This is a genomic window from Variovorax jilinensis (assembly GCF_030316885.1).
Lineage (GTDB): Bacteria > Pseudomonadota > Gammaproteobacteria > Burkholderiales > Burkholderiaceae_C > Variovorax > Variovorax jilinensis.
Genome location: NZ_JASZYQ010000002.1, coordinates 582,966 through 604,471, shown reverse-complemented (window position 1 = coordinate 604,471; position 21,506 = coordinate 582,966). Strand labels below are relative to the sequence as shown.

The 21,506-nt window shown below is 69.0% G+C and carries 20 protein-coding genes and 2 tRNA genes; 11 read left to right on the top strand and 11 right to left on the bottom strand.

Annotated features, from left to right (window positions below; all coding sequences use genetic code 11):
* Positions 1 to 47: 47 nt before the first annotated feature.
* From QTH87_RS09930 to QTH87_RS09920, 3 genes are read left to right on the top strand one after another with little or no spacing between them, the layout of a single operon-like run.
* Complete coding sequence (locus tag QTH87_RS09930; RefSeq protein ID WP_286608744.1) at positions 48 to 407, top strand: hypothetical protein; 360 nt, start codon at positions 48 to 50, stop codon at positions 405 to 407.
* A 7-nt stretch (positions 408 to 414) separates the two neighbouring features.
* Positions 415 to 1,458: a homoserine kinase gene (locus QTH87_RS09925; protein ID WP_286608743.1), complete on the top strand. Its 1,044-nt coding sequence runs from the start codon at positions 415 to 417 to the stop codon at positions 1,456 to 1,458.
* 9 nt (positions 1,459 to 1,467) lie between these two features.
* Positions 1,468 to 2,262, top strand: a complete 795-nt coding sequence (locus tag QTH87_RS09920; protein WP_286608742.1) for a BPSS1780 family membrane protein — start codon at positions 1,468 to 1,470, stop codon at positions 2,260 to 2,262.
* 242 nt (positions 2,263 to 2,504) lie between these two features.
* On the opposite strand, the gene QTH87_RS09915 is transcribed toward QTH87_RS09920, so the two are convergent.
* Complete coding sequence (locus tag QTH87_RS09915; RefSeq protein ID WP_286608741.1) at positions 2,505 to 4,877, bottom strand: UvrD-helicase domain-containing protein; 2,373 nt, start codon at positions 4,875 to 4,877, stop codon at positions 2,505 to 2,507.
* A gap of 193 nt (positions 4,878 to 5,070) precedes the next feature.
* On the opposite strand from QTH87_RS09915, the gene QTH87_RS09910 reads away from it, so the two are divergent.
* The gene (locus QTH87_RS09910; RefSeq protein WP_286608740.1) at positions 5,071 to 6,048 is read left to right on the top strand and encodes a GMP reductase; all 978 of its coding nucleotides are present in this window, start codon (positions 5,071 to 5,073) and stop codon (positions 6,046 to 6,048) included.
* A gap of 9 nt (positions 6,049 to 6,057) precedes the next feature.
* On the opposite strand, the gene QTH87_RS09905 is transcribed toward QTH87_RS09910, so the two are convergent.
* Positions 6,058 to 6,924: an alpha/beta hydrolase gene (locus tag QTH87_RS09905; RefSeq protein ID WP_286608739.1), complete on the bottom strand. Its 867-nt coding sequence runs from the start codon at positions 6,922 to 6,924 to the stop codon at positions 6,058 to 6,060.
* 96 nt (positions 6,925 to 7,020) lie between these two features.
* Between QTH87_RS09905 and QTH87_RS09900 the strand changes: the two genes are divergently transcribed.
* Positions 7,021 to 7,096 (top strand) — tRNA-Ala (locus QTH87_RS09900).
* An 83-nt stretch (positions 7,097 to 7,179) separates the two neighbouring features.
* Here the strand turns inward: QTH87_RS09900 and QTH87_RS09895 are convergent.
* Positions 7,180 to 7,851, bottom strand: a complete 672-nt coding sequence (locus tag QTH87_RS09895; RefSeq protein ID WP_286608738.1) for an MliC family protein — start codon at positions 7,849 to 7,851, stop codon at positions 7,180 to 7,182.
* A gap of 91 nt (positions 7,852 to 7,942) precedes the next feature.
* Complete coding sequence (locus QTH87_RS09890) at positions 7,943 to 8,653, bottom strand: SDR family NAD(P)-dependent oxidoreductase (protein WP_286608737.1); 711 nt, start codon at positions 8,651 to 8,653, stop codon at positions 7,943 to 7,945.
* Positions 8,654 to 8,751: 98 nt separating this feature from the next.
* Between QTH87_RS09890 and bktB the strand changes: the two genes are divergently transcribed.
* The 4 genes from bktB (at position 8,752) to QTH87_RS09870 (ending at position 11,920) form a co-directional block, all read left to right on the top strand.
* Positions 8,752 to 9,933 (top strand): beta-ketothiolase BktB, encoded by a 1,182-nt coding sequence (bktB, locus tag QTH87_RS09885; RefSeq protein ID WP_286608736.1) that lies wholly within the window; start codon positions 8,752 to 8,754, stop codon positions 9,931 to 9,933.
* 64 nt (positions 9,934 to 9,997) lie between these two features.
* Positions 9,998 to 10,073 (top strand) — tRNA-Lys (locus tag QTH87_RS09880).
* Between the two features lie 88 nt (positions 10,074 to 10,161).
* The gene (locus tag QTH87_RS09875) at positions 10,162 to 10,968 is read left to right on the top strand and encodes a thioesterase family protein (RefSeq protein WP_286608735.1); all 807 of its coding nucleotides are present in this window, start codon (positions 10,162 to 10,164) and stop codon (positions 10,966 to 10,968) included.
* A 43-nt stretch (positions 10,969 to 11,011) separates the two neighbouring features.
* Positions 11,012 to 11,920, top strand: coding sequence for a LysR family transcriptional regulator (locus QTH87_RS09870; RefSeq protein ID WP_286608734.1), 909 nt, complete (start codon positions 11,012 to 11,014; stop codon positions 11,918 to 11,920).
* A 26-nt stretch (positions 11,921 to 11,946) separates the two neighbouring features.
* On the opposite strand, the gene QTH87_RS09865 is transcribed toward QTH87_RS09870, so the two are convergent.
* From QTH87_RS09865 to orn, 7 genes are all read right to left on the bottom strand, one after another.
* Entirely contained in the window at positions 11,947 to 13,305 is a 1,359-nt protein-coding gene (locus QTH87_RS09865; protein ID WP_286608733.1) for an MmgE/PrpD family protein, read from the bottom strand.
* Positions 13,306 to 13,558: 253 nt separating this feature from the next.
* Positions 13,559 to 15,049 (bottom strand): DUF2252 domain-containing protein, encoded by a 1,491-nt coding sequence (locus QTH87_RS09860; RefSeq protein ID WP_286608732.1) that lies wholly within the window; start codon positions 15,047 to 15,049, stop codon positions 13,559 to 13,561.
* A gap of 34 nt (positions 15,050 to 15,083) precedes the next feature.
* Positions 15,084 to 15,506, bottom strand: a complete 423-nt coding sequence (locus QTH87_RS09855) for an acyl-CoA thioesterase (RefSeq protein ID WP_286608731.1) — start codon at positions 15,504 to 15,506, stop codon at positions 15,084 to 15,086.
* Positions 15,503 to 16,042 (bottom strand): MarR family winged helix-turn-helix transcriptional regulator, encoded by a 540-nt coding sequence (locus QTH87_RS09850; protein WP_286608730.1) that lies wholly within the window; start codon positions 16,040 to 16,042, stop codon positions 15,503 to 15,505. The genes QTH87_RS09855 and QTH87_RS09850 overlap by 4 nt, the downstream gene beginning before the upstream one ends.
* Positions 16,039 to 16,812 (bottom strand): SDR family NAD(P)-dependent oxidoreductase, encoded by a 774-nt coding sequence (locus QTH87_RS09845; RefSeq protein WP_286608729.1) that lies wholly within the window; start codon positions 16,810 to 16,812, stop codon positions 16,039 to 16,041. The genes QTH87_RS09850 and QTH87_RS09845 overlap by 4 nt, the downstream gene beginning before the upstream one ends.
* 212 nt (positions 16,813 to 17,024) lie before the next feature.
* Entirely contained in the window at positions 17,025 to 18,929 is a 1,905-nt protein-coding gene (locus QTH87_RS09840) for a DEAD/DEAH box helicase (RefSeq protein ID WP_286608728.1), read from the bottom strand.
* A gap of 247 nt (positions 18,930 to 19,176) precedes the next feature.
* The gene (orn, locus tag QTH87_RS09835; RefSeq protein WP_286608727.1) at positions 19,177 to 19,764 is read right to left on the bottom strand and encodes an oligoribonuclease; all 588 of its coding nucleotides are present in this window, start codon (positions 19,762 to 19,764) and stop codon (positions 19,177 to 19,179) included.
* A gap of 76 nt (positions 19,765 to 19,840) precedes the next feature.
* On the opposite strand from orn, the gene QTH87_RS09830 reads away from it, so the two are divergent.
* Positions 19,841 to 21,112 (top strand): M48 family metallopeptidase, encoded by a 1,272-nt coding sequence (locus QTH87_RS09830; protein WP_286608726.1) that lies wholly within the window; start codon positions 19,841 to 19,843, stop codon positions 21,110 to 21,112.
* Positions 21,113 to 21,126: 14 nt separating this feature from the next.
* On the top strand, positions 21,127 to 21,462 hold the full coding sequence (locus tag QTH87_RS09825) for a 4a-hydroxytetrahydrobiopterin dehydratase (protein ID WP_286608725.1): 336 nt from the start codon (positions 21,127 to 21,129) through the stop codon (positions 21,460 to 21,462).
* The last annotated feature ends 44 nt before the right edge of the window (positions 21,463 to 21,506 follow it).

The following is a 21,506-nucleotide window of genomic DNA, read 5'->3' as shown; positions in this document are numbered from 1 at the left end:
GCCCCTGCGGCTTTCAGCGGGCCGGGCGCGGACCTACAATCCCGTTCATGTCCTCCGCCCTGCCCCTCGTTCGCCTCGCCCTGCTGGCCCTGGCCTGCACCGCGCCCGCCGTTGCCGTCTATGCCCAGAACCCGCAGCCCGCGCCGGCCCAGGCGCAGCCCCCGGCCGACAGGGCCGAAGGCCGACAGAACCAGAAGATCGAGCGCATCCACACCGAGGACAGCGGCGCCACCATCGACGAACTGCGGGTCGGTGGCCAGACCCAGGACATCACGGTCAAGCCCAAGAACGGCGCCGCCTACCAGGTCATGCCCAATGCCGAGGAGCGCGCGCGCGGCCAGGGGCAGTCCGACGCCAACGCCAATGACGGCGGCTCGCGGGTCTGGTGGAACGTCTTCAAGTTCTGAGCGCGGCGTGGCGGTTTTCACGGAAGTCGGTTTCGACGAGGCAGACGCGCTCGTGCAGCGCCTGGGACTGGGCCCCCTCAAGGCGCTCAAGGGCATCGAAGGCGGCATCGAGAACACCAACTACTTCGCCAGCACCGAATCGGGCGAATTCGTCCTGACGCTGTTCGAGCGCCTCGGCGCCGAGCAGTTGCCCTACTACCTGTGCCTCATGAAGCACCTCGCGGCCCGGGGCATCCCCGTGCCCGAGCCGGTGGCCGACCCCGCGATCGCGCCGCCCCGGGGGCATCCGCTGTCGATTCCGGCCAACGCGCCCTGCGAGCTGCTGCACACGGTGGCCGGCAAGCCGGCCGCGGTGGTCCAGCGCCTGTCCGGCAAGAGCGAACTGGCGCCCACGGCCGCCCATTGCGCCGAACTCGGTCGCCTGCTGGCCCGCATGCACCTCGCGGGCCGCGACTTTCCGCGCGTCCAGCCCAATCTGCGCGGCCTGGCCTGGTGGAACGACACGGCGCCGGTGGTGCTGCCGCACCTCGACGCTGCCCAGGCCAAGCTGCTGCGCAGCGAGCTCGCCTACCAGAATCACGTCGCCGAATCCTCGGCCTATGCCGCCCTGCCGCGCGGCCCGGTGCATGCCGACCTGTTCCGCGACAACACCATGTTCGACACCGCGGCCGGGCGCGAGGCGCCACGCCTCACCGGCGTGTTCGACTTCTACTTCGCGGGCACCGACAGCTGGCTGTTCGATCTCGCGGTCTGCCTCAACGACTGGGCCATCGACCTGGCCACCGGCCGCCACGACGAAACCCGCGCCGCCGCATTGCTGGCGGCCTATGGCAGCGTGCGGCCCCTGACCGGCGCCGAGCGGGCATTGCTGCCCGCCATGCTGCGCGCCGCGGCGCTGCGCTTCTGGATCTCGCGCCTGTGGGACTTCCACCTGCCGCGCGAGGCCAGCATGCTCAAGGCGCACGACCCGACCCATTTCGAGCGCGTGCTGCGCGAACGCGCCCACGCCCGCTTCGACCATGAACCTGGCGCCGAGCCCGTGGCCGCCTGACCGGATCCGATGAAACTCAATCTCGTGCCGGCCCGTACCGGCGTGCTGTGGGTCCGCACCGGGCTCAAGGCCTTTGCCCGCCAGCCGCTGGCCTTCATCTCGCTGTTCTTCTTCTTCATGGCGGTGGTGTCGATCGCCTCGCAGGTGCCGCTGATCGGCGCCGCGATCGCACTGATGCTGCTGCCGACCATGACGCTGGGCCTGATGGCCGCGGCCAAGCAGGCTGCGGGCCCCGACAAGCCGCCCGCCGGCACCGTGTTCGCGGCGGCGCTCAACGCGGTGCGCAGCGACGCCAAGCCGATGGCCGTGCTGGGCGCGCTGTATGCCGTGCTGTTCCTGGCCGTGATGGCGATCTCGGCGCTGGCCGACGGCGGCCAGTTCGCCAAGGTCTACCTGCTCGGCGGCCCGCTCACGCGCGAACTGGCCGAGTCGACCGAATTCCAGGTGGCGCTGTGGATCGCCATGGGCCTCTACCTGCCGCTTTCGCTGGCCTTCTGGCATGCACCGGCGCTGGTCCACTGGCACCGCGTACCGCCGGCCAAGAGCCTGTTCTTCAGCTTCGTCGCCTGCTTTCGCAATTTCGGCGCGCTGACGGTCTTCGGGCTGGTCTGGGTCGGCGTCTTCATCGGCGCGGGCATCGTGCTGAGCCTGCTCGCGAGCCTGCTGGTCGCGGTCGGCGCCATGGGCGTGGGTGAAGGCGCGGCCGCGATCGGCGGCGGTCTCATGATCGGCGGCGCACTGGTGATGGCCACGATGTTCTTCACGAGCATCTGGTTCACCTTCCACGACAGTTTCACGGAATAGGCTCGCCCCCCAGGTTGGCTCACTGCGTGTAGCCGCCCACCCCCCTGACCGGGGGCAATCCCTGCGGCCCGGCGGAGCCGGTTCCGCGGGATTATTGGCTCGCCCCCCAGGTTGGCTCACTGCGTGTAGCCGCCCACCCCCCTGCCGGGGGGCAATCCCTGCGGCCCGGCGAAGCCGGTTCCGCGGGATTTCGCGAAGGTCGGCCTGGCTGCGCCGGCCGCAAGGACGGCGGTCGTACCGGCTCAGACAGGCGTCAACTTCGCCACCGACAGCGCCAGCCACTTCACGCCGTGGCGCGGGAAGTTGACCTGCGCGCGGGCGTCGTCGCCGGTGCCCTCGAGCGCGGTCACGGTGCCTTCGCCGAACTTGTTGTGGAACACCTGCATGCCCGAGCGCAGGCCGTGCGAGGGTGCGGTCTTCTGCGGCGGAACCGGCGGGCTCGCGAATGAATCCTTGCTGAAGCCTCCCGCGCCGCCGCGCGTGCTGGCGTAGCCGCCGCCATAGCCGAAGGCCGAGGGCGCGAAGCCCTGGTTCTTGGGCGTCAGCCACTTGAGCGCGCCCTCGGGCAGTTCGTCGAAGAAGCGGCTCTTGAGGTTGTAGCGGGTCTGGCCGTGCAGCATGCGCGTCTGCGAATGGCTCAGGTAGAGGCGCTGACGCGCGCGCGTGATCGCCACGTACATGAGCCGCCGCTCTTCCTCGAGGCTTTCGTTGTCGCTCATCGAGTTCTCGTGCGGAAACAGGCCCTCTTCCATGCCGGTGATGAAGACGCAGTCGAACTCCAGCCCCTTGGCCGCGTGCACGGTCATGAGCTGCACCGCGTCCTGGCCGGCCTGCGCCTGGTTGTCGCCCGATTCCAGGGCCGCATGGGTCAGGAAGGCGGCCAGCGGGCTCAGCGTCTCGCCGGTCTCGGCATCCGGTGCGAGCGGCTCGTCGATCAGCGGCCGATTCGGATCGATGCCCTGGCTGGCCGGCGACTGGCGCAGCTCGTCGACCGGCAGCGCCACCGCGTCGCGGCCGAAGCCTTCCTGCGTGACAAAGCTCTCGGCGGCGTTGACCAGTTCCTCCAGATTCTCGATCCGGTCAGCGCCCTCGCGGTCGGCCTTGTAGTGCTCGATCAGGCCGCTGTGGTCGAGCACCAGCTCGATGATCTCGCGCAGCGAAAGCCCTTCGGTCTGCTCGCGCAGCACGTCGATCTTCGCCACGAAGGCCGACAGGTTGCCGCCGGCCTTGCCGCCGACCGCGCTCACCGCGTCGTGCAGCGAACGGCCGGCCGCGCGCGCGGCGTCCTGCAGCTGCTCGATGCTGCGGGCGCCGATGCCGCGCGGCGGGAAGTTGACGATCCGCATGAAGCTGGTGTCGTCGTCCTTGTTCTCGAGCAGGCGCAGGTAGGCCAGCGCATGCTTGATCTCGGCGCGCTCGAAGAAGCGCAGGCCGCCATAGACGCGGTACGGCACCGCGGCATTGAAGAGCGCGGTCTCGATCACGCGGCTCTGCGCATTGCTGCGGTAGAGCACCGCCATCTCCTTGCGGTCGATGCCGTCGCGCACCAGCTGGCGCATCTCCTCGACCATCCATTGCGCCTCGGCGAAGTCGCTGGTCGACTCGTAGACCCGCACCGGCTCGCCGGGGCCCTGGTCGGTGCGCAGGTTCTTGCCCAGGCGCCGGGTGTTGTGGCTGATCAGCGCATTGGCCGAGTCGAGGATGTTGCTGAAGCTGCGGTAGTTCTGCTCGAGCTTGATCTGGTGCGAGACATCGAACTCGCGCACGAAATCCGCCATGTTGCCGACGCGCGCACCGCGAAATGCATAGATGCTCTGGTCGTCGTCGCCGACCGCGATCACGCTGTTGTCGCCCGGCACGAAGCGGCCGCCCTCGACCGTGTTGCCCGACAGCATCTTGATCCACGCGTACTGCAGCCGGTTGGTGTCCTGGAACTCGTCGATCAGGATGTGGCGGAAGCGCCGCTGGTAGTGCTCGCGCACCGGGTCGTTGTCGCGCAGCAGCTCGTAGCTGCGCAGCATCAGTTCGCCGAAGTCGACCACGCCCTCGCGCTGGCACTGCTCCTCGTAGAGCTGGTAGAGCTCGACCTTCTTGCGGTCGTCGTCGCTGCGGACCTCGACGTCGCGCGGACGCAGGCCGTCTTCCTTGGCGCCGGCGATGAACCACTGGGTCTGCTTGGCCGGGAAGCGCTCGTCGTCGACGTTGAACTGCTTCATCAGCCGCTTGATGGCCGAGAGCTGGTCCTGCGTGTCGAGGATCTGGAAGGTGGACGGCAGGTTGGCGAGCTTCCAGTGCGCGCGCAGGAAGCGGTTGCAAAGGCCGTGGAAGGTGCCGATCCACATGCCGCGCACGTTGACGGGCAGCATCGCGGTCAGCCGCGTCATCATCTCCTTGGCGGCCTTGTTGGTGAAGGTGACGGCCAGGATGCCGCCGGGCGACACCTGGCCGGTCTGCAGCAGCCAGGCGATGCGGGTGGTCAGCACGCGGGTCTTGCCCGAACCGGCGCCGGCGAGGATGAGTGCATTGCCGGCCGGCAGCGCGACGGCGGCACGCTGCTCGGGATTGAGGTTTTGGAGCAGCGGCGAGTCTGCAGCGGCCGCGAGGTCGGTGAACATCCGTCGATTGTAGAAAGCCGCGGGTATGAGGGTTATACGAAGCGCCGCAGGCCTCCTCGTGCGACCGACGTGTAAAATCAGTCACCGGGCCCAAGATTCTTGCGCCCGGTTTTTTGCGCGCGTTCTTCCTTGCAGAACGCCTCGGGAACCGGCCAGACCAAGCGCTCATCCACCTTATCCAAAGGAGCTTGGCATGCAGATTTTCGACTACGACAACATCCTTCTTCTGCCGCGCAAATGCGTGGTGGAAAGCCGCTCGGAATGCGACGCCAGCGTCACGCTGGGCGGCCGCAGCTTCCGCATCCCGACCGTTCCTGCCAACATGAAGACGGTGGTCGACGAGACCATCTGCACCTGGCTCGCGAAGAACGGCTACTTCTACGTGATGCACCGCTTCGACCTCGACAACGTCCAGTTCGTGCGCGACATGCATGCCCAGGGCGTCTTCGCCTCCATTTCGCTCGGCGTCAAGAAGCCCGACTACGACACGGTCGACCAGCTGGCCGAGGCCGGACTCGAACCCGAATACGTCACGATCGACATCGCGCACGGCCACGCCGACAGCGTGAAGAACATGATCGGCTACCTCAAGAAGAAGCTGCCGAAGACCTTCGTGATCGCCGGCAACGTCGGCACGCCCGAGGCCGTGATCGACCTCGAGAACTGGGGCGCCGACGCCACCAAGGTCGGCATCGGCCCGGGCAAGGTCTGCATCACCAAGCTGAAGACGGGCTTCGGCACGGGCGGCTGGCAGCTGTCGGCGCTCAAGTGGTGCGCACGCGTGGCGACCAAGCCGATCATTGCCGACGGCGGCATCCGCGACCACGGCGACATCGCCAAGAGCATCCGCTTCGGCGCCTCGATGGTGATGATCGGATCGCTGTTCGCAGGCCACGAGGAATCGCCGGGACAGACGGTCGAGGTCGACGGCGCGCTCTTCAAGGAGTACTACGGCTCGGCCAGCGACTTCAACAAGGGTGAATACAAGCACGTCGAGGGCAAGCGCATCCTCGAGCCGATCAAGGGCAAGCTGGCCGACACGCTGGTCGAGATGGAGCAGGACATCCAGAGCTCGATCAGCTATTCGGGCGGGCGCAAGCTCATGGACATCCGCAAGGTCAACTACGTCACGCTGGGCGGCGACAACGCCGGCGAACACCTCCTGATGTAGGGCCTGCGCTCAGCTTTCCAGCAGCTGCACCGCGAGGCGATGCAGCCGGTTCGAAGGATCGGCCAGCGCCTCGACGATGCTGAAATGGTTGTGGCCCGGCAGCAGCTCGCAGACCGGCACCACGTTGCGGCCCCAGGCCTCCTGGATCAACGCGTTCTGGCGTGCGAACTCGGCGCTCTCGTCCGCGCCCGCGACCGCATAGAGCTGGCCGCGTGGCGGCGCCGGCCACAGGGCCGGGCTCAGGCGCCGGGCCTCGGCATCGTCAAGATGGATCGTCCCGGCCAGGAAAGGCACGCGCTGAAGCGGCCGCAGGTCGTGCAGGCCCGAGATCGACAGCGCATTGCGCACCAGCCGCACGGGAAGGTCCGGCGCCACCGACTGCCAGTCGCAGCCCAGCATCATGGCCGCCATGTGGCCGCCGACCGAATGGCCGGCCACGGTGATGCGCGACGGATCGCCGCCATGTTCGGCGACGTGGCGGTAGGTCCAGGCCAGCGCCCGCACCATCTGCATCACGATGTCGGGGATCGCGACCGGCCGATCGGCGGTGCCGGGGCACAGCGCGTAGTTCGGCACGACGACGCAGATGCCGCGGTCGTTGAAGGCACGCGCGATGAACGAATGGTCGCTCTTGTCGAGCGCTCGCCAGTAGCCGCCGTGGATGAACACCAGCGCCGGCGCATCGGGCACCGGGGCCGGGAAGATGTCGAGCGTCTCGGCATGGCCGTCGCCATAGCGCAGGTCGGCATGCATCGGCAGAACGGCGCGCGTGGCGGCCGACTCGGCGGCCCACAGCGCGAGGTTCGCAGCGTGGTCGGGCACCAGCGTGCGGTTGTTGTACATGCGCTCCAGCCAGGCGGGATCTTGCGTGTTCATGCAGCCTCTTCCTTGTTCGACGAGGCGCGCATCTTGGCACGGCCGTGCGGCGCCGCGCACCGGCGAGCCCGTTCTGGTTAGAATCCGCCTTGCGTTGGGGGGGTAGCTCAGCTGGGAGAGCGCCGCGTTCGCAATGCGGAGGTCGTGAGTTCGATCCTCATCCTCTCCACCAACCATCCTGCTGCCCGCCTCGTGAAAACGACGCGGGCAGCGCCGTTTCTGCCGCGCGGCCGACGCATGCCGCGCGCCGCTTCATCAACGCCTCGGCTCTTCCTTGCACGACGCCTCCGGCAGCCCCGGACCGGCCTGGTAGAGGCCGCCACGGCCCTTCGACCAGAACATGGCGCCCGCCGCGTCGCCGTAGCGCGCGCCGCTGCCGCTGATCTCCTGTTGCAGCACCTGCACGCGCTCCTTGTTGCGCACGCGTGCGAAGGCCGGGTCGGTGTTGACGAAGGTCACGCTGATCTGCCCGTCGATGCCCTGGCAGCGGTAGGTGAACGGACCGAGGCTGATGCCGTTGCGGTTGGCGCGTGCCGCCCTGCTGCGGGCGCGCAGCTCGTCGATGCGCGCGAGGTAGCTGTCGCGCAGGCAGTTCGCCTCGTCGGCGTTCGCATGGCAGGCGTCGCGTTGCCGCAGCCAGCCGGGTTGGGATTTGCGGATGCCGCGGCTGTCGGTCGCGAGCCGGTAGAGGCGTGCCATCTCGGCATCGAGCGCGGCGATCAGCGGATCGGCGCAGACCTTGAGGTCGACCGAATCGGGCCGGGCCTTCGCGCAGTCGAAACTGGGCCGCGGCGAAGGTGATGGCGCCTGGGCCATTGCGGCCGTCGCGGCGCCGAGCATCGGCAACGCCAGCAGCAGGCCGCCGACGGCCCGGGTGATGTTGCGGCTGCGCGCGGCACGTGCGTCGGCGGTCGTATCGAATCTCATGAAAACTCTCCCTGGTTGATCGATCACCGGCGGCCCCGGAAGCCGCCGCCCCCTCGGAATTCTCCCCCACCGAACGGCCGGACACCGTCGTTCAGGCGTCCAGTGCCAGATGCTGGCCGTGCAGCGCGACGGCCGCCGGCGAGGCCAGGAAGGCGACGGTCTGCGCCGCGACCGCGGTGTCGACCCATTGGCTGAAGTCCGCGTCGGGCATGGCGCGGCGATTGGCGGGCGTGTCGAGCACGCTCGGCGCGATGCTGTTCACCGCGATGCCGTGCGGCGCGAGTTCGGCGGCCGAGGCCTCGACCAGCCGCTGCAGCGCGCTCTTCGAGGCGATGTAGGCGGCCATCGAGGCGGCGCCGCGGCTGGCGGTCTTGGCACTCACGGCCACCACGCGGCCGGCCTTGCGCTCGATCATCGCGGGCACCAGCGCCTGCGTCACGGCCACGAAGGACCAGGCGTTGAGATTCATCATGCGGTCCCAGGCCGCGCGGCTCAGCGCATGCACCGGCTCGCCCATCTCGAAGCCGCCGGCGATGTGGATCAGCGCATCGATCCGGCCGAAGGCGCCGAGGATGCGGCTGCCGGCCGCGGCCGTCGATTCGAGGGAACTCACGTCGGCCTCGAGCAGCAGGTGGCGCGCGGGGTCCAGGCCCGGAAACACGGCCGCCAGATGATCGAGCCGATGGTCGATCAGCGCCACGCGTGCACCGTCGTCGATGAAACGCCTGACCACCGCGCTGCCGAGCGCGCCCGCGGCACCGGTGATCGCCACGTGGCGGGGAGGAATGGCGGATTCGGTCATGGGCAGGCTCCTTGGTCGGGCGGCCATGGTAGCGCCGCCGGGGCCTTCTTCGGCTGCGGTGGCATCATCGAAGCTTTGATTGCCCAAGGAGTCGAGACATGAAGGAAGTGGTTGTCGTCAGCGGCGTTCGCACCGCCATCGGGACCTTCGGCGGAAGCCTGAAGGACGTGCCGCCCACCAAACTCGCGGCGCTGGTCACCCGCGAAGCGCTCGCGCGCGCCAAGGTCGACGGCAAGGACGTCGAGAACGTGGTCTTCGGCCACGTGATCAACACCGAGCCGCGCGACATGTACATGGCCCGCGTGGCCGCGATCGAAGGCGGCTGCGCCCAGGAAACGCCCGCACTCACCGTCAACCGCCTGTGCGGCTCGGGCCTGCAGGCGATCGTCAGCGCCGCGCAGAGCATCCAGCTCGGCGATGCCAAGGTGGCGGTCGGCGGTGGCGCCGAAAGCATGAGCCGCGCACCCTTCGCCTCGCTCACCGCGCGCTGGGGCGCACGCATGGGCGACAGCAAGATGGTCGACATGATGCTCGGCGCGCTGCACGACCCGTTCCAGACCGTCCACATGGGCATCACGGCCGAGAACATCGCCAAGAAATGGGGCATCAGCCGCGAGACCCAGGACCAGACCGCGCTCACCAGCCACCAGCGCGCGCAGAAGGCGATCGCGGACGGCTACTTCAAGTCGCAGATCGTTCCGGTGCCGCTCGAGACCCGCAAGGGCACCACGTACTTCGACACCGACGAGCACGTGCGCAACGACGCCAGGCTCGAGGACATGAGCAAGCTCAAGCCGGCCTTCCTCAAGGAGAACGGCACGGTCACGGCGGGCAATGCCTCTGGCGTCAACGACGCCGCGGCCGCCGTGGTGCTGATGGAAAAGGAAGAGGCCGCACGCCGCGGCCTCAAGCCGCTGGCGCGCGTCGTGGCCTACGCCTTCGCCGGGGTCGACCCGGCCTACATGGGCATCGGCCCGGTGCCGGCATCGCGCAAGGCGCTCGAGAAGGCGGGCCTCAAGGCCTCCGACATGGACGTGGTGGAGGCCAACGAGGCCTTCGCGGCCCAGGCCTGCGCCGTGACCCAGGACCTGGGCCTCGATCCGGCCAGGGTGAACCCGAACGGCTCGGGCATTTCGCTCGGTCACCCGGTCGGCGCCACCGGCGCGCTGATCACGGTCAAGGCGCTGTACGAGCTCGAGCGCATCCAGGGCCGCTACGCCCTGGTCACGATGTGCATCGGCGGCGGCCAGGGCATCGCCTGCATTTTTGAGCGCACCTGAGCCCGGGGCGCTCAACTTGTGGCTATAATCGTGGGATTGCCTGAATGACAGAAATGTCGATCAGGGGCTCTTAGCTCAGTTGGTAGAGCAGCGGACTCTTAATCCGTAGGTCGAGTGTTCGAGTCACTCAGGGCCCACCACCAACCTACCCGCGTGGTTCTTGAAAAGCCTGCTGCCTCATCGGTAGCAGGCTTTTTTCATGGGCGCTTCGACCCGCACAATCCCGCCATGACCGCAGCCCCCCTCCCCCGCGCCGTCTTCAGCCGTGTCGACGAGCTCTGGCACCCCTCCGAACTCGCGCGCGGCCCCTGGGACCCGCGTGCGCAGCATGGCGGCGCACCCAGTGCGCTCCTCGCCCACGTGGCCGAGAGCGCCATGCCCGAGCCCGGCTGGCAGCTCGCGCGACTCAGTGTCGAACTGATCCGCCCGGTGCCGCTGGCGCCGCTCGCCACCCGCTGCAGCACCCAGGCCGCCCGCTCGACCTCGCGCGTCACCATCGACCTGCTGGCAGGCGAGACGCTGGTGGCACGCGCCCATGCGCTGATGCTGCGCAGCCAGGCACTCACGCTGCCATCCGACCTGCCCGCGGCCATCGCGCCGCGGCTGCTGCCGCTGCCGCGCGATTGCAGCGAGCCGCTGCGCATCCCGGGCCTGCCCGACGGCGTCTCGTTCCATGCCGACGCCCTGCAGACGTTCGCCGCCCAGGGCGATGCCGCACGGCCGGGTCCCGGTGCGGCCTGGTTCCGGCTCGCGCTGCCGCTGGTGGACGGCATCCCCAACTCGCCAGCCATGCGCGCGGCCGCCGCGGCCGATTTCGGCAACGGGCTCAGCTGGGTGCTGCCGATCGATGGCTTCCTGTTCTCGAACGCCGATCTGAGCCTGCATCTGCATCGGCCGCCCGAGGGCGAATGGATCGGCCTGAACGCCGAGACCCTGGTCGATGCCGGCGGCGCGGGCACCACGCTGTCGCGCCTGTACGACGAACAGGGACCGATCGGCGTGGCGGTGCAGACACTGGTGCTGCGCGCGCGTTGAGCCCGTTCGGCATCGCCGCATCGCGCCGCGCGAAAATGGGCCGGTGAACCTGCACTTCGACCTGTTCGACCTGAAGCTCTTCGCCTATGTGGTGGAGGCGCGCAGCCTGACCCGCGGGGCCGAGCGGGCCTGCCTTTCGCTGGCCGCCGCTTCGACCCGCATCAAGCAGATGGAAGAGGCGATCGGCGGCAAGCTGCTGCACCGCACGGCGCAGGGTGTCAGCACCACCGCCGCCGGCGACGCATTGCTCTTTCACGCCAGGCGTGTGCTGCAGCAGATGGAGCACCTGCGCATCGACATGCAGGATTTTGGCAAGGGCATCAAGGGCCACGTGCGGGTCTTTGCCAACACCACCTCGATCACCGAATACCTGCCCGAACAACTCGCCGGCTTCCTGGCCCGCCATCCCGCGGTGCAGGTCGACCTGCGCGAACACCTCAGCGAAGACATCGTGCGGGCAGTGGCCGACGGCAGCGCGGATATCGGCATCCTCGCGGGCGACGTCCATACCGGTGACTTCGACGCCCTGCCCTTCGGACGCAACCAGCTGGTGCTGGTGGTGCCGGCCACGCACCGCTTCGCGGACGCGGCGGCCATGTCCTTCGTCGACACGCTGGAGGAGCAGCATGTGGGACTGCAGCACGGCAGCGCGATCCACCGCTTCCTGTTGCGCAAGGCCGAGCTCGCGGGGCGAAGCTACAGCCCGCGGATCCAGGTCGGCAGCTTCGAGGCGATCTGCCTGATGATCGAGGCCGGTGTCGGCATCGGCGTGCTGCCGGCCTCGTCGGCGGAGCGGCTGTCGAAGGCGCTGCGCATCCGGACCGTGGCGCTCGGTGAGGGCTGGGCCGAGCGCGAACTGAAGATCGTGGCGCGCAGCCGCGAGCAATTGCCGGCCTCGGCGCGCGCGCTGTTCGACCACCTCGCGCAGGCGACGGCGACATCGGCCCGCTGAGCAGCGACAAGACCCGGGCCGTTTCTTCAGTCTTCCATCATCCGGCCGACATTCGGCGCTTCGGCGATCGACCAGATCCGATCGCACAGCGCCTGGGTCTGCTGCGGCGTGGCGGACCCGCCGTATTGCGCGAGGCGCTTCATCTTGTCCTCGATCTCGGTCCGGCTCAACGTATTTCCCGGGTCGCCCTTGGGTTCGTCGACCCGGCCCGAAAGGCGCCGGCCGTCCCTGGTGATCAGGCTGATCTTGCCGATCCAGCGTGCCGGATAGGCCGCATCGACCTCGGGGTCGAGCTCCATGCGGACCCGATCGCGCAGGCTCGCGACTTCAGGCGCCAGGAAATCGCGATCGAAGCCCGCGAGATCGGCGCGGCCATTGACCGCGATCAGGCCCAGCACCGTGCCCATCGAGAACTTGGCCTGGTGCACCGTGGACGGCACGCCCACGCGACCGAGCACGTCGATCGCGCCCTGATGCACATGCGCCGTGACGCATTCGATGTCGGCGGCCCGCAGCCCGTGCTGGCTCATGACCTGCAGCAGCGCATCGGCGGCCGGGTGCGTATGGCGGCAGGAGGCGTGGAACTTGAACGAGGTCTCGGCCAGGGTCCAGCGGGTGCCGAGGCCGTCGACGAGCCGCGACGCGTCGGCATCGGTCGACATGCCGACGCCCAGGCCCTGCGTGCCTTCGAGCACCCGGGCCGCGCCGGTGAAGCCGTCCTTCGCGAGCCACGCCGACATCAGGCCGCTGGCCGCCGCATGGGCGCAATGCAGCTGCTTGGAATCGGCGGCGTCGCGCAGGAACTCCCAGACGCCGGCCGACTGCGTGCCCGCGGAGCCGAAGGCATGAAGCATCTGGCCCGGCGTGAGTTCGAGCAGGTGCCCGACCGCCGCGGCGGCCGCCAGGGTGCCGGCAGTGGCCGTGGTGTGGAAGGTGCGGTAGTGCGAACGGCCCAGGAATTCGCCGACGCGGATTCCGGTCTCGTAGCCTGCGACCACCGCGCTCAGCAGGCGGGCGCCACTGGCGCCCAGCGCCTGCGCAGTGGCCAGGGCGGGCCCGAAGACCACGGCAGCCGGATGGAACACGGAACCATTGTGCACGTCGTCCTGCTCGGCATAGTGCGAGGCCGCGGCGTTGACCAGCGCCGCGAAGACCGGCGAGCTGCCGCGGCGCGAGATCAGCACCTCGCTCGCGCCCTCCGCGGGCCCCATGGCCTCGGCGAAGCGCAGGATGCTGCGCACGGGCCTCGCCTCGCGCGCGGCCAGCACCGAGCCCAGCCAGTCGAGCAGCAGGTCCTCGGCGCGCCGCAGCACGGGTTCGGGAATCTGCGCGAACGAGAGCTCGGCGGCGAAGGTGGCGAGGTGGCGGCTTGGATGGTCGTTCATGGGTGAGCAGTAGCGATGCGCCGGCTGGACCGCATGCGCGGCCGGCAGAGTGGCAATGACCGCCGGGTCGAGGCCCCGAAGCGCGGTCGTCGGAACTCTATCGCTCGACAACCCGGAGCGGATCAGTGAATGCCGAAGCCAGCCTTCGGCAATCGCGAAGTGGCACTCGCCCGGATCCGGCAGGTCCGATGCCCACGCTGCGCTGCACGGGGCCCGCGGATCGACGGGCGCCCCCCGCCATGCCTTTCGGTGTTCAGGCCCTGTCGACCGCGGCCACTTCGATCAACCCCTCGCGCGCGGCCGCCTCGAAAGCGGCGTGATCGGCGCGCGTCTGCGCCGCATAGGCGGTCGCGAATTCCACCAGCGCATCGTCGAACACGTCCGACTTGCCGAGATAGCCGCCGATCGTCGCGGCGTCGCCCGACTTGGCATGCGCGAGCGCCAGTGCCCAGCCGCAGAGCCGGGTGTACTCGATGAGCCCGGTCGGCGTCGTCTCGCCCGGCTCGAGGTCCATGCCGCCCTTCATGTCGCGCAGCTGGCGGATGTAGAAATGCACGCCGTCGATCTCGCCCCAGCCCAGGAAGATGTCGGGCGAACCCTGGATCAGTCGCTGCCCGCGCACCACGCGCTCGCCGTGGTTGGTCGGCGCATCGGGCACCGGCACGTCGGGTAGCCAGGCCTCGAGCACCGACGCCTGCGCCTCCTTGAACTGCAGGAAAAGAGGATCGTCGTCGTCGCGGCCCCGCATCAGCACGATCCAGCAGCGCGTGCCGACGCTGCCCACGCCGACCACCTTCTGCGCCGCATCGACCACGCGGTAGCGCGACAGGAGCAGGCGGCGCTCGGGGGCGAGCGAGTCGAGGTACTGGGCCAGGCAGTGGCCGATGGCTTCGCCGACTGGACGCCCCTTCGAGGTCAGGGCCGAGCGCACGATGAAGGGGCGCTGCTCGACGATGCGGTGCTGCGCGTCGACCAGGTCGGTCATCTTGTCGAGCACCTGCATGTGCGTGCGGCGGCGGGCCTTGTCGAGCACCGCTCCGGCTGCACCGCGAAGGCCCGGCGGCAGTGACTCGATCAGGCGCTTGCTGTCGATCATGTCGTACCAGACCTCGAGCTGGCCCATGCCGGCGTAGCGGCGCATGCGGATTCGATAGCTCTCGGCCGCGGCGCGGGCCGCCGCCTCGCGCTGGGACTTGTCGCCACCCAGGTGCTGCATCGCGACGAAGGCACTGGCCGCCAGCCGCTTGACGTCCCACTCCCAGGGACCGGGCCGGGTCTCGTCGAAGTCGTTGATCGCGAACACCAGCTGCCGCTCGGCCGAGGCGAAGACGCCGAAGTTCGCGACGTGCATGTCGCCGCAGGCCTGCACCTGCAGGCCGGTGGCCGGACTGCCTGCGAGGTCGGCCGCCATGACCGCGGCCGAGCCGCGCAGGAAGGCGAACGGCGATTGAAGCATGCGCGCATGGCGCACCGGCACCAGCTCCGCGAGCCGGCTGGTGGCCTGCGCCGCGAGGATCGCCAGCGGGTCGACCTTCGGCATGCGCTCGAACGCGCCGTGGCTGGCGCGCGGAACACGTTCGCGCAGGGCCTTGCCGGCGGCCATGCGCTGCTCGACGCTCGGCATTGGCTCGGTGAAGGCGCTCGCCAGGGCTTCGGCCCTGTGGTCGACATCGGTGGCGGGCTCGGCGCTCTGGTCGCGTGCCATGCGGGGCTTTCGGTCGTTGAGGGTCGGAACGTCGATCATGCCGCAACCCCTGCGGCGCGGCACGAGATCCCGATCAGTGCGAGCCGCTCAGGATCGCGTCGCGCAGCGTCGCCGGAACATCGATCGCGAGATGGGTGTCGAGCGACGTCGTCACGAGCACCTGGCGCATCTGCATGCGAAGCTCGCCGTCGACGCCGGTGCATTGCAGCGCCAGGGTCAGCGAGCGGCCGCCCAGGCGTTCCACCGCGAGCGACAGGGCGACGCGGTCGCCGAAGCGGCTCACGGCGCGGAAATCGGCCTCGAGCCGCACCGTCGGCAGGCCGACGCGCTGCTGCACGATCAGCCGCTGGTAGCCGATGCCGAGGGCGTCGATCCAGTCCTCCACCAGGCCGTTGAACATCACGAAGTACTGCGGATAGAAGACGATCCCGGCCGGGTCGCAGTCCGAGAAGCGGATCGGCCTGTCGCGGCGGAACGTGGGCGCCGCCGCGGTCATGGCGCGGCCTCGTCCGCGCCGTCGCCGCGCATCAGGTGCACGCGCAGCTGGCCGAGCTGGCTGTGCAGCTGGCGCACGGTCTTGAGGTCGAGGCCCGCGAACATCTCGTGGATCCACTGCTCGTGCTCCGCCGCCATGGCCTCGAAGTTGCGCCGGCCCTTGGCCGTGAGGCTGACGATCCAGGAGCGCCGGTCGTCCGGGCTCGGCGTGCGCGAGACCACGCCTTCGCGCTCCAGCTCGTCGGTCAGGCCGGTGACGTTGCCACCGGTCACCATCAGGTAGCGCGAGAGCACGCGCATCTTGAGTCCGTCCCGGTAGCGGTAGAGCTGCGCCATGTAGTCGAAGCGCGCGAGGGTGATGCCGAAGCGCTCGCGCAGCCGCTTGCGGATCTCGGCCTCGATCTGCGTCGTGCTGGCCAGCATGCGCAGCCACAGCTTGAGTACCGCGTGGTCGTCGTGACCGGCGCGGGCCTCGTGGCCCAGCTCCTCGGCGTCGCTGAGCGCCGCGCGCGAGGGATCGTGCGGGTCGTCGCTCATTGCACTTCGCCGCCGGCGACCGAGATCGACTGGCCTGTCACCGATGCGGCGGCCTCGCCGCAGAGCCAGCGCACCGCATCCGCGACCTCGGCCGGCTGCACGATGCGCCGCTGCGGATTGACTCCCGCGAATTCGGCCAGCGCATCGGCCTCGCTGCGCCCGGTCTTGCCGACCACGTTGGCGACGCTGGCGCGCAGGATGTCGGTGTCGGTGTAGCCCGGGCACACCGCGTTCACCGTGATGCCCTTGCGTGCCAGCTCGAGCGCCAGCGAGCGCGTGAGCCCGATGACACCGTGCTTGGCCGCGCTGTAGGCGGCCACGTAGGCGTAGCCCTTCTGGCCCGCAGTGCTCGCGATGTTGACGATGCGGCCCCGGCCGGCGTCGAGCATGTCGGGCAGCGCGGCCTGCGCGCACAGGAAGCTGCCCGTGAGGTTGACCGCCAGCATGCGCTGCCAGAGCTCGACCGAGGTCTTCATGAAGGGCGCGCTCTCGGCCTGCCCCGCGTTGTTGACGAGGATGGCCACCGGGCCGCAGTCCGTCCGCAGCGCCTCGAAGGCCGCGGCCACCGAGGCCGGGTCCGCCACGTCTGCAGCGGCAACGCCGTGCCCGCCGCCCGGCAGCGTCTCGCGCACGCGCTCCAGCGCCGCGCGGTCGCGCCCGAGCAGACCGATCCGCGCGCCCTGCGCGGCCAGCGTGCGCGCGATCTCGGCACCGATGCCGCGCGCAGCGCCGGTCACGACCGCATGGCGTCCCTCGAAAGCTGGATTCATGTCTTCTCCCGATAAAGTTGACAACTAAACATTTTAGCCGTGCGCTCGATCGGTGGGTTCGGGTCCTGCATGCGTGCGTGGGCGGGCACGGCGGCGATCGATCTCCCGCAGCCTCCCAGCCCTTATCGGGCTTCAGATGCGACAAGGCCCGCACGAATGCGGGCCTCGATCTTTGTCGCCATGCGGTCCGGAACGAACCGCGCGCCTGAATGTCAGCGCGTGGGCTTGAAGCCGCGCGGCTTCTGCGCATCGCGCGGCACGAACACCTTGCCGCCGCCGCCATGGCCGGCGTGGCCACCGGCATGGCCGCGCGGTGCGAAGCCGTCGCCGCCGCGCGGGGCGAAGCCCTCGCCACGGCCGCCACCGAAGTTGCCGCGCGGCGCGTTGTCGCCCCAGCCCGGCTTGCGGCCGTAGCCGCCTTCATCGCGGCCGCCGCCGAAACCGGCGTTGGCCGGGTTCTGGAAGCCGCGCGGCGCGCCGGCGCCCGGACCGCGTGCATTGCGGTCGTTGAAGCCGCTGGCGCCCGCGTAGTTGCTGCCGCCACCACCGTAGCCGCCCGCGTTGCCACCGCGATGACCACCGGCGCCGCCGAACTTGCGATCGCGCGAGAAGTTGTCGCGGCCACCACGGCCACCGAAGTCGCCCTGCGGGCGCGATTGCGGCGCGCGCTGCTGCGGCTCGAGGCCCGGGATGACCTCGGACTTGAACTGCTGGCGCGTGTAGGCCTCGATGTCGAAGATGCGGCGGCGGTCGCGCTGCTCGGCGAAGGTGATCGCCAGGCCATCGCGGCCAGCACGGCCGGTGCGGCCGATGCGGTGCGTGTAGTCCTCGGCCTTCATCGGCAGGCCGTAGTTGAAGACGTGCGTGATGGTCGGCACGTCGATGCCGCGCGCGGCCACGTCGGTCGCGACCAGGATCTGCACCTGGCCCTGGCGCAGCGCCATCAGGCGGCGGTTGCGCAGGCCCTGGCTCAGCGCGCCGTGCAGCGCGACGGCGCTGAAGCCGTCCTGCTGCAGGTCGTTGGCGAGACCGTCGCACTCGACCTGCGTGCTCGCGAAGACGATCGCCTGGTTGATGGTGGTGTCGCGCAGCCAGTGGTCGAGCAGCTTGCGCTTGTGCTGCATGCTGTCGGCCCAGAACAGGCTCTGCTTGATGTTGGCGTGCTTTTCCTGCGGGCTGTCGATGGTCACGCGCTGCGGCTCGCGCATCACGCGCTGGGCCAGTTGCTGGATGCGCGGCGCGAAGGTGGCGCTGAACATCATGGTCTGCTGGCGCTCGATCGTGAGCTGGTTGACTTCGGCGAGGTCGTCCGCGAAGCCGAGGTCGAGCATGCGGTCGGCCTCGTCGACGACCAGGAACTTGACCTGGTCGAGCTTGATCTGCATCGAGCGCTGGAGGTCGAGCAGGCGGCCCGGCGTGGCAACCACCAGGTCGGCGTTCTGCAACTTGGCGATCTGAAGCTGGTAGGGCATGCCGCCCACCACGCTCGCGATGCGCAGGCCGCGGCAATGCTTGACCAGGTCGATCGCATCATGGGCGACCTGCTGCGCGAGTTCGCGCGTCGGGCACAGGATCAGGGCGCCGGGCGTGGCGGCCTTGAAGTTGCGCGTGTTGGTCGGGTCCTTGCGCTTGGCCTTCTTGGGCGGCGCTTCGCCACGGGCGGCGGCTTCGGCGGCCAGGCGCTGGAACTCGGCCCTGGCGGCGGCTTCGGCTTCGGCCTGGCGCTGGAGCAGGGTGTGCAGCACGGGCAGCAGGAAGGCGGCGGTCTTGCCGCTGCCGGTCTGGCTCGAGACCATCAGGTCGACGAAGCGGCCGGCGCCGCCGCTTGCTGTCATGGCGCGCGGGATCACCTGCTCCTGCACGGTGGTCGGCTGGGTGAAGCCCAGGTCTTCCACGGCGGCGATCAGCTCGGGCGCGAGGCCCAGCTTCACGAAGCCGTTCGGCAGCTTGGGTTCGGCGGGGGTGGTATCCACCGCATCCAGGGCCTCGAGCACGGACGTGTCGGTGGCCACCGGGGCGGCGTTCGATTCGCCCGCGACGTCGGTCACGGGGGAAACTGCGAAATCATCGGATTGCACAGGCGCGAATTCGCCCTGCGCTTCAAAAGCGTCGGTCATTTGTTCAATCTCAAACGCAAGCGCTGCCGTGGGCGGCGCTCCGTCGGGTGGTGAAAAACATCAACCATCCAACGACGTTCAGCATTCGACTTTCGTCTTCGCTGCGGCCTTTTCGGGTGGGGTTCCAACGAGTGGAAGCCCTCAAACCTCAGGCGCGATGTGCAAGATAGGGAGATGCAAGAAAACGCTGAATAAAAATCTCTTGTTCAGCGTAGCCTGCGATTATGGCACGAACTCGGGTTTTTACCTAATCCTGCAAACGAAGGAAGGTATCGCGGTAGTGGGCCAGTTCCTCGATCGACTCATGGACGTCGGCCAGCGCCGTATGGGCCTGCTGCTTCTTGAAGCCGTTGTAGGCGGCCGGCTTCCAGCGCTTGGCCAGCTCCTTCAGCGTGCTGACGTCGAGGTTGCGGTAGTGGAAATAGGCCTCGAGCTTGGGCATGTACTTGACCAGGAAGCGCCGGTCCTGGCCGATGGTGTTGCCGCACATCGGCGAACCGCCCTTCGGGATGTAGCGCGAGATGAAATCGATCAGCTGCCGCTCGGCCGTGGCCTCGTCGATCTCCGAGGCCTTGACCTTGTCGATCAGCCCGCTGCGCCCGTGCGTTCCCTTGTTCCAGGCATCCATGGCGTCGAGCACGGCATCGCTCTGGTGGATCACGAGCACCGGTCCCTCGATGCGCGGGGTCAGGTCGGGGCCGGTGACGACCACCGCGATCTCGAGCAGGCGCTCTTTCTCGGGGTCCAGGCCGCTCATCTCGCAATCGAGCCAGACGAGGTTCTGATCGCTCTTCTTGAGCGTGGCGGGCGCGGTCGTGTCGGTGGATTCAGGCATCGGTCGATTGTCGTCGATGGCCCGGCAGGGACTCTGCCGGCCGCTCGCGCGGAGGCCGGGGCTAAACTCGACCGCCATGCCGACGCCCCTTGCCGCTCCCCTCATCCTCACGATGGCCTTCGCGCTCGCGCTGGTCGCGGGCCTGGCCGTCAAGTTCTGGCTCGCCAGCCGCCAGGTGCGCCATGTGGCGCGCCACCGGCACGCGGTGCCGGCGCCTTTCGAGCAGGCCATCACGCTGGCCGCGCACCAGAAGGCTGCCGACTACACGGTCGCCAAGACCCGCTTCGGCCTGATCGAGATGGCCTGGGGCGCAGCCGTGCTGCTGGCCTGGACCCTGTTCGGCGGCCTCGACCTGCTCAACCGCGTGCTGCTCGACTGGCTCGGCGGCGGCATGTGGCAGCAGCTCGCGCTGCTGGCCGCCTTCACGCTGATCGGCGCGCTGGCCGAACTGCCTTTCACGCTCTGGCAGACCTTCAGGCTCGAGGAACGCTTCGGCTTCAACAAGATGACCTGGCGTCTGTGGCTGGCCGATTCGGTCAAGGGCGTGCTGCTCGGCGTTCTGATCGGCCTGCCGATCGCAGCGCTGATCCTCTGGCTCATGGGCGCCGCGGGCCAGCTCTGGTGGCTGTGGGCGTGGGCCGCCTGGATGGGCTTCAACCTGCTGCTGATGCTGGTGTATCCGACCTTCATCGCGCCGCTGTTCAACAAGTTCAAGCCGCTCGACGACATCGCGCTCAAGGAACGGGTCAACGCGCTGATGCAGCGCTGCGGCTTCGCGGCCAAGGGCCTGTTCGTGATGGACGGCAGCCGGCGCAGCGCGCATGCCAACGCCTACTTCACGGGTTTCGGCGCCAGCAAGCGCGTGGTGTTCTACGACACGCTGCTGCGCCAGCTCGATGCCGGCGAGGTCGAGGCGGTGCTCGCGCACGAGCTCGGCCATTTCCGCCACAAGCACGTGATGAAGCGCATGGCCGCGATGTTCGCGCTGAGCCTGGCGGGCTTCGCGCTGCTGGGCTGGCTCTCGGCCCACACCTGGTTCTACACCGGCCTGGGCGTGCAGCCGAACCTCGCGGCGCCGAACGATGCGCTCGCGATCCTGCTGTTCATGCTCGTGATGCCGGTGTTCGGCTTCTTCATCGCACCGCTGCCGGTGCGGATCTCGCGCAAGCACGAGTTCGAGGCCGACGCCTACGCGATCGCCCAGACCAGCGGGGCCGACCTTTCGGCCGCGCTGCTCAAGCTCTACAAGGACAACGCCTCGACCCTCACACCCGACCCGGTCTTCGTGAAGTTCTACTATTCGCATCCGCCCGCCTCCGAGCGCCTCGCCCGGATGCAGGCTGCCTGATACCGGAGCCGACCATGAGCAGCATGCTGAAGATCCAGGACTGGAAGGGCCATCCGCGCCGCGCGCTGAGCGCCACCGAGATCGTGGCCAGCCTGGCCCGGCTCGACGGCTGGAAGCTCACGGGCGACGGCGCCGACGTGGCGATCGAAAAGACCTACGCCTTCGCCAACTACTTCGAGACCATCGCCTTCGTCAACGCGCTGGCGCTGGTGGCGCACCGGCAGGACCACCACCCCGATCTGTCGGTGCACTACAACCGCTGTGTCGTGCGCTTCAACACCCACGACGTCAAGGGCCTGTCGGCGACCGATTTCGAGTGCGCGGCCCAGGCCGACGCGCTCCTGTCATGAACCCCCTTGCCTGCGCGGGCCACCGCCTTGGCTAAGCAGCAGCC